The sequence below is a fragment of the Bradyrhizobium sp. SK17 genome, from assembly GCF_002831585.1.
Taxonomy (GTDB): Bacteria; Pseudomonadota; Alphaproteobacteria; order Rhizobiales; family Xanthobacteraceae; genus Bradyrhizobium.
On the sequence record NZ_CP025113.1, the window covers coordinates 5,661,744 to 5,675,731 of the forward strand.

General features: G+C 64.2%; 14 protein-coding genes and 1 tRNA gene. 6 read left to right on the forward strand and 9 right to left on the reverse strand.

The genetic code is table 11. The annotated features are described in order from the left end of the window. Nucleotides 1-101 precede the first annotated feature (101 nt). Together CWS35_RS26165 and pepT are read left to right on the forward strand one after the other, a co-directional pair. A complete protein-coding gene (locus tag CWS35_RS26165) occupies nucleotides 102-425 on the forward strand; it encodes an HU family DNA-binding protein (protein ID WP_256372051.1) in 324 nt (107 codons plus the stop codon). Between the two features lie 162 nt (nucleotides 426-587). Continuing rightward, the gene (gene pepT / locus CWS35_RS26170; protein WP_100956672.1) at nucleotides 588-1,844 is read left to right on the forward strand and encodes a peptidase T; all 1,257 of its coding nucleotides are present in this window, start codon (nucleotides 588-590) and stop codon (nucleotides 1,842-1,844) included. A 455-nt stretch (nucleotides 1,845-2,299) separates the two neighbouring features. Here pepT and CWS35_RS26180 read toward each other — a convergent pair whose 3' ends face one another. Both CWS35_RS26180 and CWS35_RS26185 read right to left on the reverse strand, forming a co-directional pair. Then, nucleotides 2,300-3,154, reverse strand: coding sequence for a class I SAM-dependent methyltransferase (locus CWS35_RS26180; protein ID WP_100954605.1), 855 nt, complete (start codon nucleotides 3,152-3,154; stop codon nucleotides 2,300-2,302). 142 nt (nucleotides 3,155-3,296) lie between these two features. Further along, nucleotides 3,297-3,584, reverse strand: coding sequence for a hypothetical protein (locus CWS35_RS26185; protein ID WP_100954607.1), 288 nt, complete (start codon nucleotides 3,582-3,584; stop codon nucleotides 3,297-3,299). A gap of 325 nt (nucleotides 3,585-3,909) precedes the next feature. Between CWS35_RS26185 and CWS35_RS39120 the strand changes: the two genes are divergently transcribed. Further along, nucleotides 3,910-4,122 (forward strand): hypothetical protein, encoded by a 213-nt coding sequence (locus tag CWS35_RS39120; RefSeq protein WP_157817235.1) that lies wholly within the window; start codon nucleotides 3,910-3,912, stop codon nucleotides 4,120-4,122. 296 nt (nucleotides 4,123-4,418) lie between these two features. On the opposite strand, the gene CWS35_RS26195 is transcribed toward CWS35_RS39120, so the two are convergent. The 3 genes from CWS35_RS26195 to CWS35_RS26205 form a co-directional block, all read right to left on the reverse strand. After that, nucleotides 4,419-4,838 (reverse strand): hypothetical protein, encoded by a 420-nt coding sequence (locus CWS35_RS26195; RefSeq protein ID WP_157817236.1) that lies wholly within the window; start codon nucleotides 4,836-4,838, stop codon nucleotides 4,419-4,421. 162 nt (nucleotides 4,839-5,000) lie between these two features. Beyond that, nucleotides 5,001-5,077, reverse strand: a tRNA-Val gene (locus CWS35_RS26200). Nucleotides 5,078-5,146: 69 nt separating this feature from the next. Continuing rightward, nucleotides 5,147-5,551, reverse strand: a complete 405-nt coding sequence (locus CWS35_RS26205; RefSeq protein WP_024583456.1) for a GFA family protein — start codon at nucleotides 5,549-5,551, stop codon at nucleotides 5,147-5,149. Nucleotides 5,552-5,756: 205 nt separating this feature from the next. Between CWS35_RS26205 and CWS35_RS26210 the strand changes: the two genes are divergently transcribed. Continuing rightward, a complete protein-coding gene (locus CWS35_RS26210; RefSeq protein WP_100954614.1) occupies nucleotides 5,757-6,425 on the forward strand; it encodes a GntR family transcriptional regulator in 669 nt (222 codons plus the stop codon). 1 nt (nucleotide 6,426) lies between these two features. Then, nucleotides 6,427-7,638 carry an MFS transporter gene (locus CWS35_RS26215; protein WP_100954616.1) on the forward strand — a complete coding sequence of 404 codons (1,212 nt, stop codon included), beginning with the start codon at nucleotides 6,427-6,429 and terminating at the stop codon, nucleotides 7,636-7,638. Here the strand turns inward: CWS35_RS26215 and CWS35_RS26220 are convergent. Beyond that, complete coding sequence (locus tag CWS35_RS26220; RefSeq protein WP_100954618.1) at nucleotides 7,635-8,312, reverse strand: L-2-amino-thiazoline-4-carboxylic acid hydrolase; 678 nt, start codon at nucleotides 8,310-8,312, stop codon at nucleotides 7,635-7,637. The two genes, CWS35_RS26215 and CWS35_RS26220, sit on opposite strands and share 4 nt — an antisense overlap. 149 nt (nucleotides 8,313-8,461) lie before the next feature. On the opposite strand from CWS35_RS26220, the gene CWS35_RS40520 reads away from it, so the two are divergent. Continuing rightward, a complete protein-coding gene (locus CWS35_RS40520) occupies nucleotides 8,462-9,052 on the forward strand; it encodes a LysR family transcriptional regulator (protein ID WP_100954620.1) in 591 nt (196 codons plus the stop codon). Between the two features lie 136 nt (nucleotides 9,053-9,188). Here CWS35_RS40520 and CWS35_RS26230 read toward each other — a convergent pair whose 3' ends face one another. The 3 genes from CWS35_RS26230 to clpX all read right to left on the reverse strand — a co-directional run bounded on the left by CWS35_RS26230 (nucleotide 9,189) and on the right by clpX (nucleotide 13,913). Beyond that, nucleotides 9,189-9,713 carry a cupin domain-containing protein gene (locus CWS35_RS26230; RefSeq protein WP_100954622.1) on the reverse strand — a complete coding sequence of 175 codons (525 nt, stop codon included), beginning with the start codon at nucleotides 9,711-9,713 and terminating at the stop codon, nucleotides 9,189-9,191. A gap of 174 nt (nucleotides 9,714-9,887) precedes the next feature. After that, on the reverse strand, nucleotides 9,888-12,317 hold the full coding sequence (gene lon / locus CWS35_RS26235; RefSeq protein WP_024583450.1) for an endopeptidase La: 2,430 nt from the start codon (nucleotides 12,315-12,317) through the stop codon (nucleotides 9,888-9,890). A 321-nt stretch (nucleotides 12,318-12,638) separates the two neighbouring features. Beyond that, nucleotides 12,639-13,913 (reverse strand): ATP-dependent Clp protease ATP-binding subunit ClpX, encoded by a 1,275-nt coding sequence (gene clpX, locus CWS35_RS26240; protein WP_024583449.1) that lies wholly within the window; start codon nucleotides 13,911-13,913, stop codon nucleotides 12,639-12,641. Nucleotides 13,914-13,988: the final 75 nt, after the last annotated feature.

A 13,988-nucleotide genomic window follows, 5' to 3' on the forward strand; every position in this document is an offset into this window, starting at 1 on the left:
CCGGCGCTGCCCGTTTCCCAGACCGGCCGTTTCAGGACCTTTCCGGACACTTTTCCCGACGCGAACGGCTTTACCATTCGCGTGAAAGCAGCAATCCAGCCATTCAGCAACGAGGAGGGCCACACATGGCGAAGAAAGCAGCGACCCCGGCGACAATCACGCTGAAGCACCTGGCAGCGGCCATCGCCGAAGAGCAGGAGCTGTCCAAGAAGCAGGCCGAGACGATCCTGACCGACATGGTTAGCCGGATCACCAAGCACCTCAAGAAGGGCGAGCGCGTCCGCATCGTCGGCCTCGGCATCCTCCAGGTTCGCAAGCGCGCCGCCCGCATGGGCCGCAACCCGGCGACCGGCGAGCAGATCCAGATCAAGGCAAGCAAGAAGGTCGCCTTCCGCGCCGCCAAGGAGCTCAAGGAAGCCGTCTAGTGCTTCCAACTCTCCCGGTCGATATCAGGCGCCATTCCGGCTCGTGACGCGGCCCCGGAATGGCGCTTTTCTGTTGTAGAGCTGGCGCCTGATGCGCTTTGCTTGCGCGAACCAATTTCGCCTGAGCGCCTTATCCCTGTCCCGTACCTCTGCGTGGTCTTCATGCTGGCACCGGCCCTCGACTTCAAGCACACCGTCACCGAGCGTTTCCTGCGCTATGCCGTGATCGACACCCAGTCCGATCCGGATTCACCCACCACGCCCTCCACCGAGAAGCAGAAGAATCTCGGCCGCCTCCTGGTCGCCGAACTGCAGGCGATGGGCATCTCAGACGCGCATCTCGATTCCTGCGGCTATGTCTACGCGACGATCCCGTCCAACACCGACAAGACGGTGCCGGTGATCTGCTTCTGCTCGCACATGGACACCTCGCCCGACTGCACCGGCAGGAACGTCAGGCCGCAGATCGTGAAGAATTATCGCGGCGGCGACATCGTGCTCCCGGCCGACGCCTCGCAGGTGATCCGCGCCGCCGAGCACGAGGCACTCGCCGACCAGATCGGCAACGACATCATCACCACCGACGGCACCACCCTGCTCGGCGCCGACAACAAGGCCGGGCTCGCCGAGATCATGGATGCGGCGCATTTCCTGGTCAGCAATCCACAGGTCAAGCACGGCACGATCAAGATCCTGTTCACGCCGGACGAGGAGATCGGCCGCGGCGTCGACAAGGTCGACATCAAGAAGCTCGGCGCCGATTTCGGCTACACCATGGACGGCGAGACCGCAGGTCACATCGAGGACGAGACCTTCTCGGCCGACGGCGCCAGCGTCATCATCGAAGGCGTCGCGACCCATCCGGGCTTCGCCAAGGGCAAGATGGAGCACGCGATCAAGATCGCCGCCGCGATCGTCGACCGGCTGCCCAAGGACACCTGCTCGCCCGAGACCACTGAAGGCAAGGAAGGCTTCCTGCACCCGGTGGCGATCTCCGGCGCGCTGGAGAATGCGCGGATCGACTTCATCGTGCGCGACTTCACCGAGCCGGGTCTGAAGCAGAAGGAAGCGCTGCTGGAAGGGATCGTGAAGGACGTCATGACCGGCTATCCACGCTCGACCTACCGCATCGAGGTCAAGCAGCAGTACCGCAACATGAAAGAGGTGATCGATCGCCACCCCCAGATCGTCGCCTACGCGATCGAGGCGATCGAGCGCGCTGGACTGACGCCGGTGAGGACCTCGATCCGCGGCGGCACCGACGGCTCGCGGCTGTCCTTCATGGGGCTGCCCTGCCCGAACATTTTCGCCGGCGAGCACGCCTTCCATTCGCGACTCGAATGGGTCAGCCGGCAGGACATGGAAAAGGCCGTGCAGACCATCGTGCATCTGGCCATGATCTGGGAAGAGCGGGCGTAGATCCTGCGGCCCCCGGCACGGCGCATCAAGCGCGATCAAGAGCCTTCGGCGAGGCGACAACAGAGGATACGACAGTCATGCAACGTACCTGCGAGACGAACCAAGCAATCCGTCGGCCCAGAGGCGCCGCGATCACGCTGCTCGCAACGCTCGCCCTTGCGGCTGTCGCTGGCGGAGCGCAGGCGAATTCAGGCACTGCGGAACAACGCAGGGCCTGCCGGGCGGACGCCATGAAGCTCTGCCGTGAATTCGTGCCGAACGTCAAGAATATCACGGCGTGCATGGAGCGGAACAAGCGCCACCTCAGCCCGGCGTGCCGCGCTCAATTCAACTAGCCGACCCAGCCTTCCCTTGCTCAAGCGCGATGAAATTGGATTGAATCATCATCGCGCTTTGGCTTGTTGTCCAAGCATGATCTTTTCGGAAAGCCGCTTGGCACTTTTCCGGATCATGCTTTAGGAAGCCCGCGCGGTCACGATCCAGATCGCGCCAGGCAGCGGCACGGAATCCCCCTTCGCGAACGGCGCCAGCGCCTCGCGCATCGACGCGATGGCGGCGGCGCGCACCTGATCCGGATGGCCTTCCAGCGCGCGGCTGGCGGGCCCGATCTCGAGCGCGCTCTGGATCGCCGCATCGATGCCGCGCCCGGTCGCGATATCGAGCTCGACCTTGCACGGCTCCATGGCAATGCCGGAGAAGCCGGCCTCGCCCAGAATCCGCTTCACCCGCGCTTCGGAGGCGAACGCGAACGGGCCGGGATCCTCGGGGCCGAGCGGCGGCAGCTTCGGCACGTGCTTGTAGACGGCCTGCAGCGGCGCCATGAAGAACGGATTTTCGCGCGGCTCCTGCCAGCAGGCGAAGGCCAGCCGTCCGCTGTTGCGCATCGCCTTGCGCAGATTGGCGAACGACAGCGCGGGATCGGCGAAGAACATCACGCCGAAGCGCGAGGCCAGCAGGTCGAAGCTCTCGGGGGCGAACGGATAGACGGTTGCGTCGGCAAGTGCGAACTCGACCGGCAGGCCCTGCGGGGCGCTCTGCCGCGCCTGTGTCAGCATCGGTTCTGAGACGTCGACACCGAGCACCCGGCCATCAGGCGCGACCTTCGCCGCCAGCGCAAACGTCGAGGCGCCGCTGCCACAGCCGACATCGACAACGCGCTCGCCGGCCTTCGGCGCGGCGCGATCGATCAGGAGGTCGAGCACCGGCCGCAGCACGACGTCCTGCGCGGCCTGCCGTGTGGCCCAGCGCTGGCCGCCCGGCCCGTTCCAGTAGGCAATCTGATCGGCGTTTTGCGGGTGACCTGCGTCCATGTGATCAAAACCATTCGCCGCAATAGGCGACGTGCGCCTGCATGATCGCGGCTTCCTGCGGCGGCGTGTCTTGCGGAAGAGTCGGGCGTGGACCGGTCAGCTTGCAGAGGTAGTACGTCATCGACCTGGTCCGCGCTCGGGATTATTTGGCGGCCGCGCTCGTCGGCTTGGCCGGCTTCGTCTTCGCGGCATTCGCCTTCGGTGTGCCCTGCCCGTCATTGGGGCGTGCCATGCCCCATGGGTCGACCGGCTTCTGGTTCGGCACGGCGTTGAGCGCACGCTGATAGGCGCGCTGCTGCCTCTGCTCGTTGGCTTCATCCGCCGGCGACTTCTCGACCTCCTCACGGTATTTCGGAACGTGGTCCGCCTGCGCGAATGCAGGTCCGGCAATGAAGGCCGTCAGAAGAAGAGCGGCAGCGATGATGCGCATGAATCGAGTTCCCGGTTATGCGGCGAACAATACCATCTGATTGCGGCGATGTCGGTGCCAATTGAGCGCAGGCAACAGCCATCACCGAGACGAGATAATCTAGCGTCTGATCGTCTCGGTGCAAAACGACAAGATCAAGACCCTAACATCTGAAATTGCTCATGTTTTGGTAATCGCGCATGCTTTGGCTTCGCCATGCGCCATGACCAGCCTTACGCTGGCCCGCGGACACCAAACAGCGCTATCCGTTTTGCCCCACGATAGCCTTGGCAGGCGAAACTGATCCGTTTAATCCGCTCTCCTGCGCGGTGTGGAGGCGTTACCGATGAAATTGGTGATCTTGGCTGGACTTGCCGTGGTGCTGTCGGCCGGTGTCGCAGCGGCCCAAACCAGTGTGGGTGGCCCTGGCAAGCGAACGGAGCAGATCGGCGGCCCCAACGCGATGACCAACCCGGTCATGGCGCCGCCGCGCACGCCGCGTCCGTCACTGCCGCCCAAGGCTGGAGCTCCGGCTGCCCCGCGTCATTTCGCGCGTTGAACGGGAGCGAGAACTGGAGGCTAGCTCTCCAAGACCTCTCCCGTTCGCACGGTCTGACGATGGACGACACGGATACCCGAACCATTGGCTATCGAATGAAACCGTGGACCGCCGACGAGGAGCGAAAAATCCTCCTCCTGAGGGACACGGGAAAGACCCCGCGCGAGATTTCACTGCTGCTGGGGCGGAGCCAGGCTGCGATCGAAGCGAGATTCCGAAAGGTACGCCTGGAGCAATCCCGGTCGACAAGCTAGCCCCGCTCGGGTGGCGTCCAATGCTTCAGCGAGCATCGGGTCTCAGAGCGCGCTTCCCTTCTTCCTGATGAAGTGCTCGAACATTTCCTCGCCAAGCAGCGAGCGGCAGCTTTCGTCCTTTCCGTTGCGCCGTGACAGATCATCGAGGTTGTCGAAGACTTTCCGGATCAGCCGCGTAACTTTCGGATTGATGTCCTTGCGATCGTACGGCCTGCCGACAAAGGCGCTGGCGCCGGCGACGAACTTCGGCAGGAGGTAGACGACATCGACGCCCCGCCCGTCAGCCCATTCGACCAGACCATTGCTGTCCATCTCATAGGTGTCACCGCAATAGATCGTCGCGTAGAGCCCTCCGGCCAATTTGGCCACGAACGCCGCATTGTCACCGGTCAGCCGTGCAGCGTGCGCCGATCCGGCGAGCAAGGTGGCGGTCACCGCTATGGCGTTCAAAACCCGGCGCATCGATGGTCCCGTTGCCGCGCGCATCTCGGGCGCGCAACCGTCGATCGATGCTAGTCAGGGAGCCTGACACCGGACTGAATTTGGCAGCAATTTCGCGGTTCGCGCTGCCGCTATCGATGCGCAGCGAGAACCACTGCGTCCGTAGCCGTGAACCGCGAAGGCTGGTAGGCGGCGAGAGATTCGAACTCCCGACCCTCTCGGTGTAAACGAGATGCTCTAACCAGCTGAGCTAGCCGCCCTTACCTGCGCGCCTCTTTAGCCTCGCCTGCCCCCGAGGCGCAAGGTCGCAAACCCTCAATCGATCGTCTTCACTCCATGGGCCGCGCCGGCAATGCCGCGAGATCATTGATCCACGGCGCGGCCGAGCGACACCAGACCTGACGCCGCGGGGTCAATTGGCCGCGCTGGCGGATGCTGCCCCAGCGGATGCCCCAGTCGTCGGGGCCGCCGTCCTCGCCGGCCGTGAACAAGGGGGAACCGCAGTCGCCGCAAAAGTGCTGGAAGCGGATCCGGCCGTTGTCGCCCCTCTTGCCGTAAACCCTCGGCGCGCCTCCGGTCAGTTGGACCTGCTCGGCGGTGCAGATCACCGTAACTCGGTAGGGCGAGCCCGTGAGCGCCTGACAGTCGGTGCAGTGACAGATCGATACCCTCTCGGGATCGATCTCGGCCTGGTACGTCACCGCCCCGCAATGGCACTGCCCGTCGATCCGCATCCTGGGTTCTCCCGTCGAACAGAGCGCACCCGCCCACGCCGCTCGAGCACACCGCTCGGAGCCATTGTAACGCGCTCGTGCGCGCGGCGCTGCAACGGCGCAACCCCGGTATCCCGAAATTGTCTTGTTTGGGATACCAAATCGGGATACGGCGTCGATCCAAGCCCAAACTTTCTTCCCGCCGGGACGCAGCCCAGAGACAGCCATGTCGCAGATGCTTCAGATCCATGACCAACTCAGGGAAATGATCCTGTCGCTCGATCTCGGGCCGGGCGAGCGGCTGACCGAGCGCTGGCTGGAGAGCCGGTTCGAGGGGTCGCGTACTCCGATCCGCGCCGCGCTGGTGCGGCTCGAAGGCGAAGAGCTGGTGCGCCGCGACGGCCGCAACTGGATCGTCGCGCCGATCGACCTCGGCGAACTGGAGGCGCTGGCCGAGTTCCGGATTCCGCTGGAGACGACCGCCGTCCGCCTCGCCTGCGCGCGGGCGAACGAAGCCGACGTCGCCGGCGTCGAGGAGATGCTGGATGCCTGCCAGTCCGGCGCGCCGCGCGAGGAATGGCACCGCGTCGGCACCGATTTCCATGTCGAGATCGCGCGCCTCTCCGGCAACCCGTTCGTCGTCAAGGCAATCAAGGGCGCCATGACCCGGCTGTCGCGGGCGCGCTGGCTTGAAGTGTGGACAGAACCCTCGCGCGAGCAGGCCTGGCGCGAGCACCGCCGCATCCTCGGCTTCATCAAGGCCAACGATCCGGAGGCGGCCGCGCGCGAGGCCGCCGACCACATCACCGACACCCGCGACCGCCTGCTGCGCTCGCTCAACGAGGACCGGCGTGGCCTGCGGGCGCGCGGCTTCGCCGTGATCGGGTTGCGCTGACATGAACGTGGACGTCGATCACGAAGCAGTCCTGGACGCCGGCCCCTGGAAGCGCAACCTCATCGTCTGCGTGTTCGGCTCCTTCACGACCATCGTGGGGATGACGCTGCTGCTGCCGTTCCTGCCGCTCTATGTCGAGCAGCTCGGCGTGAGCGATCATGCCGCCATCGTGCAATGGTCGGGCGTGGCCTATGGCGCCGCCTTCCTGAGCGCGGCGCTGACGGCGCCGCTGTGGGGACGGCTGGCGGACCGTTATGGCCGCAAACTGATGCTGATCCGCGCCAGCCTCGGCATGGCGGTCGCGATGTCGCTGATCGGCATGGCGCACAACGTCTATGAGCTGGTCGGCCTGCGGCTGTTGACCGGCTTGCTCGGCGGTTACGCGTCGGGTTCGACCGTGCTGGTCGCAGCGCAGACGCCGAAAGCGCGGTCCGGCTGGGCGATCGGCGTGCTGTCCGCCGGCATCATGGCCGGCAGCCTGGTCGGTCCCTTGATCGGCGGTGTGCTGCCGGGCCTGATCGGCATCCGCAAGACCTTCTTCCTGATCGGCGGCGTCATCTTCATCACCTTCCTCGGCACCACCTTCCTGATCCGCGAGGACGCGCGTCCGAAGACCGTGGCAGGCGGCAAGTCGCGTGGCGGCTGGTCGCTGGTTCCGGACAAGCGGCCGGTCATCGCGATGTGGGGCACCGGCCTGCTGCTGATGATCGCCAACATGTCGATCGAGCCGATCATCACGGTCTACGTCGCGCAATTGGTCGAGGCGCCGCAGGTGACGTTCGTGGCCGGCCTCGTGATGTCGGCGGCGGCCTTCGGCAGCCTGCTGTCGTCGTCGCATCTCGGCAAGCTCGCCGATCGCGTCGGCCACTGGCGGATCATCATCGTCTGCCTTGCGGCCTCGGCGGTGCTGCTGATTCCGCAGGCCTTCGTGGTCAGCGGCTGGCAGCTGATCCTGCTGCGTTTCCTGATGGGGCTCGCGCTCGGCGGCCTGCTGCCCTGCATCGCGAGCGTGATCCGGCACAACGTGCCCGACGCGGTCACCGGCAGCATGCTGGGCTACTCGATCTCGGCGCAATATGCCGGCCAGGTGATCGGCCCGCTCGCCGGCGGATTCATCGGCGGCCATATCGGCATGCGCGCGGTGTTCCTCGGCACCAGCGTGCTGATGGCGCTCGGCGCGCTCGGCAATTTCATGGTCGAGAAGAAGAACTAGTCCGGCGGCAATCGCGAGAAACGGAAGTTGCAGTGGCTCGCGCCACCGGCCAATGTTTGCGTCCTCTCCAGTTGGATGCCGCGCGTTGCATAGGCGTCGAAATCAAGCCCGCAGATGTTCGGCAGGATTTCCTTGTCGCCATGGCGAGCCGCGAATTTGCAGAATCCGCAAGCCTTGTAGTCGATGCCGAATTCAAAGCTATCACCCGGGCCCGGCTCGACGAAATCGTAGACGAAATCCTCGGGGTACTCGTTCTGAAGGCTTCTGGCAGCCTGCTCGCGCAGCAAGGCCTGGTTCTCCGACGACATGAACTGACGCCCCGCGGCGAGCCGTTCGGCTGCGGGCTCGATGAGCAATTGCGCCTTGTAGGTTTCCCGTTCGATCTCGCCGATCACGGACAGCGAGACGCCGTGCCGCCGCAGCACACGGCTTATCGCCATGAAGCCGATCAGACGCATGAAGAAATCGCTCATGCGACTTGCCGCGCCGCCGACATAGGGCATTTGGGTCAGCACGATCTCGAATTCATCCATCACCTGCTGCCTGATCGCGTCGAGATCGGACAGATGCGTGCGGTCGCGTAACATCGTTTCGGCAAGGTCGAGGCGATGGCGCATGGCGGCCTCCATCGCACCTCGATGCTTCTCGTAGAAGGGATGGATGATCTCAGCCATGTTACCCTGCGACACGACGATCTTGCCGAAGGCGCGATCGGTGCACGTCTTGTCCCGCGTGCACGCGCTCCGCTCAACCGATTGTTTCTGACTGCCTGGAAGAGTTTTTCTATTCTGAAGCCGTCACCTTCACACCTGGACCCGCGCCCATGAGCTATCGCTTGCCTCCCCTGAACGGACTACGCGCCTTCGAGGCCGCCGGCCGCCACCTCAGCTTCAAGACGGCCGCGACCGAACTCGCGGTCACGCCCGGTGCCGTCAGCCAGCAGGTGAAGCACCTGGAACAGGCCCTCGGCGTGCCGCTGTTCCAGCGGCTGCACCGCAGCCTGCTCCTCACCGCGCAGGGCGAGGCGCTGCTGCCGCAAGTAGCGGACGCCTTCAAACGCCTGTCGGAGGCCGGCGACACGGTCGCGAAGGCGCTGAAGACGAAGCCGCTTCGCCTTGGCATCTCGCCGGCCCTGAGCGACAAGCCCGACCGACTGCTCGCCGATCTCGCCGGCACGAAGCGGCCGCCCGATTATGTGCGGGCGGTGGCGACCGACGACGTCGCCGATCTTCTCGCCGGCCGTCTCGATGCGCTGCTCCGCCCGGGTCCCGGCCCCTATCCCGGCCTGCATGCCGAAGTGCTGGCGCTGGCGCCCGGCTTCGGAGCCCACAAGAAGGCCTCGCTGGTGGTCTGGCCCGGCCTCGCCCGCTGTCGCGAATTCACCCGGACACGGGCGCTCCTGGTGAAGGACTGAGGCACGACCGGGTCGGCCCGCCCCCGTCGCCAAAGCACACGCCAACCGGATCGCGCTCCGTCGGGGCGGGGCACCTCGTTGGCTTGATCTTCGTTGGCCTGGTCGCATGGCCGGCAGCAGGGAGACCAAGCGCTCTTCACGCCAATAGTTCGGTCCGGTATTTGGCGGACAGCGCCTTTGCTCTTGCCATGCGCTCGGCCTGCTCAGCCTGACTTAGGCTGGGCGGCGGCGCGGTACGACTTGCGACGAGATCGCCGACCGCCAAAAACAATTCTTCCTGGCCTGCCGGCGTGCACATGCAGAGCATACGCGCCGGCCTGTTGGAGTCGTTCCTGAACGCGTGCGGCGCGTTCGCGGGTATGTTCACCGTCGAGCCCGCGGCAGCCCGATATGGTTGCCCACGGAACATCAACTCGATTTCGCCGTCGATGACGGTGAACATCTCCTCGAAGTCGTGACGGTGCGGCGGCGGTCCGCCTCCGGGCGGGATCAGCATGTCGATGAGGCAGTAGCGCCCACCAGTCTGCTCGCCGGACACGAGGATGGTGTAGGTGCCGCCGACGATCGAGACATGGCGGAGCATCGGATCGTCCGAGTGGGATAGCGTAAGTTTCCGGCTGATATCGTCAGGGGGCAGCGGCACTCCGGATTGGGTGGTCATCTGATCGCTTCCTTCTGATCTGGGATCGGCTTCAGAAACGCTCGGTGTCGAAGTCCTCAATGAAGCAAGCGAATTCGTCCGCGCCATGGCGATTCTGACCAGCCAGGCGGCTTCATTTGCCAAAACAAAACGGCGCCCGAAGGCGCCGTTTGATTTTTCAGATCGGAGGTTGGCTCAGTGCGCCGTCAGGCCGCCGGAGGCTTCATCCGAAGCGTCGGGCTTGACGTCGACCTTGCTGGCCTCCTCTTCCCAGGCGATCGGCGCCGGCACGCGGACCAGCGCCTTAGCGATGACCTCATCCAGCCGCGAGACCGGGATGATATCCATGCCGCCCTTGATCGCATCGGAGATCTCCGTGAGATCCTTGGCGTTGTCCTCCGGGATCAGCACCGTCTTGATGCCACCGCGCGCGGCAGCCAGGAGCTTCTCCTTCAGACCGCCGATCGGCAGCACCCGGCCGCGCAGCGTGATCTCGCCGGTCATCGCGACATCGTGGCGGACCGGGATGCCGGTCATGACCGAGATGATCGCGGTGGCCATCGCGACACCGGCGGACGGACCGTCCTTCGGGGTCGCACCCTCCGGCACGTGAACGTGGATGTCGCGGCGGTCGAACAACGGCGGCTCGATGCCGTAGTTGATCGCCCGCGAGCGCACGTAGGACGCCGCAGCCGAGATCGACTCCTTCATCACATCGCGCAGGTTGCCCGTCACCGTCATCTTGCCCTTGCCGGGCATCATGACGCCTTCGATGGTGAGCAGCTCGCCGCCGACATCGGTCCAGGCCAGACCGGTGACGATACCGACCTGATCCTCGCTGTCGATCTCCCCGAAGCGATACTTCGGCACGCCGAGGAACTCCTCGATGTTCGCCTCGGTGACCTTCACCGACTTCTTCTTGGAGATCATCAGCTCCTTCACCGCCTTGCGGGCCAGTGTGGAGAGCTCACGCTCCAGGTTACGCACGCCCGCTTCGCGGGTGTAGCGGCGGATCATCAGCAGCAGGGCCGCGTCGTCGATCGACCATTCCTTGGAGTCCAGACCGTGCTTGGAGAGCGCGCTCGGGATCAGATGCTTGCGCGCGATCTCGACCTTCTCATTCTCGGTGTAGCCGGCGATCCGGATGATCTCCATGCGGTCCATCAGCGGGCCCGGAATATTCAGCGTATTCGCGGTCGTGATGAACATCACGTTGGACAGGTCGTAGTCGACCTCAAGGTAGTGGTCGTTGAAGGTCGAGTTCTGCTCAGGATCAAGCACCTCGAGCAGCGCCGACGACGGATCGCCGCGGAAATCGGCGCCCATCTTGTCGATCTCGTCCAGCAGGAACAGCGGATTCGAGGTCTTCGCCTTCCGCATCGACTGGATGATCTTGCCGGGCATCGAGCCGATATAGGTGCGGCGGTGACCGCGGATCTCGGCCTCGTCACGCACGCCGCCGAGCGACACGCGCACGAACTCACGGCCGGTCGCTTTCGCGATCGACTTGCCGAGCGAGGTCTTGCCGACGCCGGGAGGCCCGACCAGGCACAGGATCGGTCCAGTCAGCTTGTTGGCGCGCGACTGCACCGCGAGATACTCGACGATGCGGTCCTTGACCTTCTCGAGCCCGTAGTGATCGGAGTCCAGCACCGCCTGGGCGGCCTCGAGGTCCTTCTTGACCTTGGACTTCTTGCCCCACGGAATCGACAGCAGCCAATCCAGATAGTTGCGCACGACGGTCGCTTCCGCGGACATCGGCGACATCTGGCGTAGCTTCTTCAGCTCGTGCTGCGCCTTCTCGCGGGCTTCCTTGGAGAGCTTGGTCTTGGAGATCTTCTCCTCCAGATCGGCCAACTCGTCACGACCTTCGTCGTCGCCGAGTTCCTTCTGGATCGCCTTCATCTGCTCGTTCAGGTAATACTCGCGCTGGGTCTTCTCCATCTGGCGCTTGACGCGCGAACGGATGCGCTTCTCGACCTGCAACACCGAGATCTCGCTCTCCATCAGGCCGAGCACCTTCTCCAGGCGCTGCGTGACGGACAACGTCTCCAGGATCGCCTGCCGATCGGCAATCTTGACCGCGAGATGCGACGCAACGGTATCGCCGAGCTTGGCGAAATCGGTGATCGCCTGGACCACGCCGACGACTTCGGCGGAGATCTTCTTGTTCAGCTTCACATAGCTTTCGAAGTCGGACACGACCGACCGCGCCAGCGCCTCGGCTTCAACCGAGTTGGCGTCAGTGTCGGCGAGCGCGACCGCGGTCGCCTCGTAATACTCGCTGCGGTCGGAATACTTCTCGACGCGCGCGCGCTCGAGGCCCTCGACCAGCACCTTCACGGTGCCGTCGGGCAGTTTCAGCAGTTGCAGGACGCTGGCGAGCGTACCGGTCTCGTAAATTGAATCGGGTGCCGGATCGTCATCGGACGCGTTCTTCTGCGTCGCGAGCATGATCAGCGCGTCGTTCTTCATCACCTCTTCGAGCGCGCGGATCGATTTCTCGCGGCCGACGAAGAGAGGCACGATCATGTGCGGGAACACGACGATGTCGCGGAGCGGCAGCACCGGATAGGAATGGCTTTCGCCGTGGACGATCGTTGGCCGGGGTTTTGAGGTCGTCATGGCCTTATCCTTTTGTTTTGCCCCCTTGCTCGCAGTCCGCCTGCTTGCGCGACCGCCACAAGGTGCCTTGGTGATCCGGAAAAAGATTGCCGTCAGCAGCCGCTTATTCCGCATCGTAAAGCGACGAATCTCAACGCATGAGATCCCTCGCCGATAGCATTAGGTGGCTATCAGGCCGGGGGGTGTCAAGTCTGAGAAGTGCCCGGAAATGCAGGCTAAACAGGCATTTACTGCAACGCCAAAATGGCAGCGATTGCTGCGCCATTGCGGCCGCCGGATCGTCCGGCAGCCGTGCAATTTTGGTGGTCGTGACGCGCGCGTTTACGCGCTTGCGCTGCTCTCGACCGCGCGGTCGGAACGATCCGCGTAGATGTAGAGCGGACGCGCCGTTCCCTCGACGACCTCGCGCGAGATCACGACTTCCTCGACGCCTTCCAGGCCCGGGAGGTCGAACATGGTTTCGAGCAGGATGCTCTCCAGGATCGACCGCAGGCCGCGGGCACCGGTCTTGCGCTCGATCGCCTTGCGGGCGACCGCGCCAAGCGCCTCGTCGGCGAAAGTCAGCTCGATGTTCTCCATCTCGAACAGCCGCTGGTACTGCTTCACCAGCGCGTTCTTCGGATCGGTCAGGATCTTCTTCAGCGAGGCCTCGTCGAGGTCTTCCAGCGTCGCGACGACAGGCAGACGGCCGACGAATTCCGGGATCAGGCCATACTTGAGCAGGTCTTCCGGCTCGACGTGACGGAAGATCTCACCGGTACGGCGGTCCTCCGGCGCGAGCACCTGCGCCGCGAAGCCGATCGAGGTGGAGCGGCCGCGCGCCGAGATGATCTTCTCGAGGCCCGAGAACGCACCACCGCAGATGAACAGGATGTTGGTGGTATCCACTTGCAGGAACTCCTGCTGCGGATGCTTGCGGCCGCCCTGCGGCGGGACCGAGGCCACCGTGCCTTCCATGATCTTCAGCAGCGCCTGCTGGACGCCCTCGCCCGACACGTCGCGGGTGATCGAGGGATTGTCCGACTTGCGGCTGATCTTGTCGATTTCGTCGATGTAGACGATGCCGCGCTGCGCGCGCTCGACATTGTAGTCGGCCGCCTGCAACAGCTTCAGGATGATGTTCTCGACGTCCTCGCCGACATAGCCGGCTTCGGTCAGCGTCGTCGCATCGGCCATGGTGAACGGAACGTCAAGGATGCGGGCCAGCGTCTGCGCGAGCAGCGTCTTGCCCGAACCGGTCGGACCGATCAGCAGGATGTTCGACTTCGCCAGTTCGACGTCGTTGTGCTTGGTCTGATGGTTGAGCCGCTTGTAGTGATTGTGGACGGCGACCGACAGCACCTTCTTGGCATGGCTCTGGCCGATCACGTAGTCGTCCAGGACCTTGCAGATTTCCTTCGGCGTCGGGATGCCGTCGCGCGACTTCACCAGCGAGGACTTGTTCTCCTCACGGATGATGTCCATGCAGAGTTCGACACACTCGTCGCAAATGAAGACAGTCGGTCCGGCAATCAGCTTGCGAACTTCATGCTGGCTCTTGCCGCAGAACGAGCAATATAGCGTGTTCTTGGCGTCGCTCGTGCCGACCTTACTCATTCATTATCTCCGTCCGCCGTTCGATCTCGTTTGCCAGATCGACCCAATCCGGCACACAACCGGCGTCTTGGGTAG

Excerpts from the sequence above, each read along its gene's own strand:
- CWS35_RS26180 (WP_100954605.1), bottom strand. The coding sequence starts at position 3,154 with ATGGACGCAGGTCACCCGCAAAACGCCGATCAGATTGCCTACTGGAAC.
- CWS35_RS40520 (WP_100954620.1), top strand. The coding sequence starts at position 8,462 with ATGAGCTATCGCTTGCCTCCCCTGAACGGACTACGCGCCTTCGAGGCC.
- CWS35_RS39120 (WP_157817235.1), top strand. The coding sequence starts at position 3,910 with ATGAAATTGGTGATCTTGGCTGGACTTGCCGTGGTGCTGTCGGCCGGT.
- CWS35_RS26230 (WP_100954622.1), bottom strand. The coding sequence starts at position 9,713 with ATGACCACCCAATCCGGAGTGCCGCTGCCCCCTGACGATATCAGCCGG.
- clpX (WP_024583449.1), bottom strand. The coding sequence starts at position 13,913 with ATGAGTAAGGTCGGCACGAGCGACGCCAAGAACACGCTATATTGCTCG.
- pepT (WP_100956672.1), top strand. The coding sequence starts at position 588 with ATGCTGGCACCGGCCCTCGACTTCAAGCACACCGTCACCGAGCGTTTC.
- CWS35_RS26185 (WP_100954607.1), bottom strand. The coding sequence starts at position 3,584 with ATGCGCATCATCGCTGCCGCTCTTCTTCTGACGGCCTTCATTGCCGGA.
- CWS35_RS26205 (WP_024583456.1), bottom strand. The coding sequence starts at position 5,551 with ATGCGGATCGACGGGCAGTGCCATTGCGGGGCGGTGACGTACCAGGCC.
- CWS35_RS26195 (WP_157817236.1), bottom strand. The coding sequence starts at position 4,838 with ATGCGCCGGGTTTTGAACGCCATAGCGGTGACCGCCACCTTGCTCGCC.
- CWS35_RS26220 (WP_100954618.1), bottom strand. The coding sequence starts at position 8,312 with ATGGCTGAGATCATCCATCCCTTCTACGAGAAGCATCGAGGTGCGATG.
- CWS35_RS26215 (WP_100954616.1), top strand. The coding sequence starts at position 6,427 with ATGAACGTGGACGTCGATCACGAAGCAGTCCTGGACGCCGGCCCCTGG.
- lon (WP_024583450.1), bottom strand. The coding sequence starts at position 12,317 with ATGACGACCTCAAAACCCCGGCCAACGATCGTCCACGGCGAAAGCCAT.
- CWS35_RS26210 (WP_100954614.1), top strand. The coding sequence starts at position 5,757 with ATGTCGCAGATGCTTCAGATCCATGACCAACTCAGGGAAATGATCCTG.